We start from the raw sequence: 1,674 nt of genomic DNA on the forward strand, positions 1-1,674 counted from the left end.
GCGTCGCTCAGTCGTGTCGGGGTGCTGGTCAGCCGCGGGGAGACCACCCCGGAGATCACCGCGGTCACCGTCACAGCCGAGGCGGCGGGCGCAGCCGTGGTCGGCGTGCGCGGCGGGGATCCGCGGGCCGACCCCGCGGCAATCCTCGTGCTGGCCCGGCTCAGGCCGCTCTACGTGGTAGGGGTGGGGGCGCAGTTCGGGCCCGCCACCCGCCTGGGCAGCCGGCTGGCCGTGGCGGAGACTGGCCGTCAGCTTCCCGGCGGCGGGCAGGTGATGTTTCCCTGGCGGCGACTGGTGGCGCTGTACGGATACCCGGGGACGCCAGGCCTCGGCGCGCTGGGGCAGCAGGACCTGACCGCCAGCGTGGCCAGGGCGGAGCAGATGGCCGCCGCCTACCAGCCACTCAGCAGGGTGCCGGTTGTCCCCGCGTTCGAGATCATCGCCACGGTGGCGGAGGCGTCGCCGGGCGCGGACGGGAACTATTCGTACGAGTCGCCGGTGTCATCGCTGCAGCCGTGGGTCAGCCAGGCGGCCGCGGCCGGCATGTACGTCATCCTTGACCTCCAGCCCGGACGCGCTAGCCTGCTTGCCCAGGCCCAGCTGTACGAGTCGTTGCTCCGGCTCCCTGACGTCGGGCTGGCGATCGACGCGGAATGGAAGCTCCAGCCTGGGCAGAAGCCGTTGCGCCAGATCGGGCACGTGGACATCGGCGAGGTCAACAGCGTCATCGGCTGGCTCGCGACGCTCACCGCGAGATATCACCTGCCGCAGAAGCTGCTGGTACTGCATCAGTTCCAGCTATCGATGATCGCCGGCGAACCGGATCTCGACACCAGCCACGACGACCTCGCGATCGTCGTCCACATGGACGGCCAGGGCACGCCCGCGGCGAAGCAGGAAACCTGGAACGCGGTGACGGGCGCGGCGCCGCGCGGGGTGTACTTCGGGTGGAAGAACTTCCTCGTCAAGGATCACCCGATGCTCACCCCGCAGCAGACGATGGTGAACGTACCGGCACCGGTGATGATCTCCTACCAGTAGCCCTGCCGGCCCGGCCACGAAGCCGGACATGACAGCGCCCCCGGGAGCGTGCGCTCGCGAGGGCGTGCCGTGGCCGGTACGCAGGCCGCCTCACGGCGAAAGGCGCATCATGGCTCCAGCCGGACGGTATTCCATGAAGGCAGTGGGTAGGCCCGGGGGACACTAACGCACCGACACGAGGATAGGAACGCGAGGCCGGCCAGCGCTATTCCAGCCGCGGAGACTACTTGGTGACATTCGTCCATACTGGGACGAAATCCGGTGCCAATGTCCTAGTGTCAGCGCCTGTAGGCGGTGATGACATGGATCGCAGAGCACGGATGGCGGCTACGTCGGCCCGCCGGGTCAGGTTCCTGCTGTCCGGCGTGCTCGCGCTGGCGGTGCTGACCGGCGGGGGCCTCTACCTGGCCCGCAGCGAACTCTTCGCCGGCCCGGCGGCCAGCAGGGCGATCGTGAATCCGCGGGCCACCGCGGCCGGATGCGATGCGGCGGCCGCCAGTGCCTGCCCAGGGAACCCGGCTTATCTCGCCATCGCCGCGCCGCCGGCGGTGGTCACGGTCCCGCCGCGCCGGGCCAGGACGTCGCCGTCGGCGTCCGCATCCTCCCGCTCGCCGTCGCCGCGCCCGACCGCAC

At 70.7% G+C, this 1,674-nt stretch carries 1 protein-coding gene and 1 pseudogene; both read left to right on the plus strand.

Annotated elements, in window-relative coordinates; genetic code table 11:
- Positions 1-1,041, plus strand: a 1,041-nt coding sequence (locus WA805_RS16530) for a hypothetical protein (RefSeq protein ID WP_425242780.1), incomplete at its 5' end; no start/stop codon positions are given.
- Positions 1,042-1,343: 302 nt separating this feature from the next.
- Positions 1,344-1,674 (plus strand): annotated as a pseudogene (locus WA805_RS16535) (hypothetical protein); the annotation flags it as partial.

It is taken from the genome of Trebonia sp. (assembly GCF_049794275.1).
In the GTDB taxonomy this organism is placed as follows: domain Bacteria; phylum Actinomycetota; class Actinomycetes; order Streptosporangiales; family Streptosporangiaceae; genus Trebonia.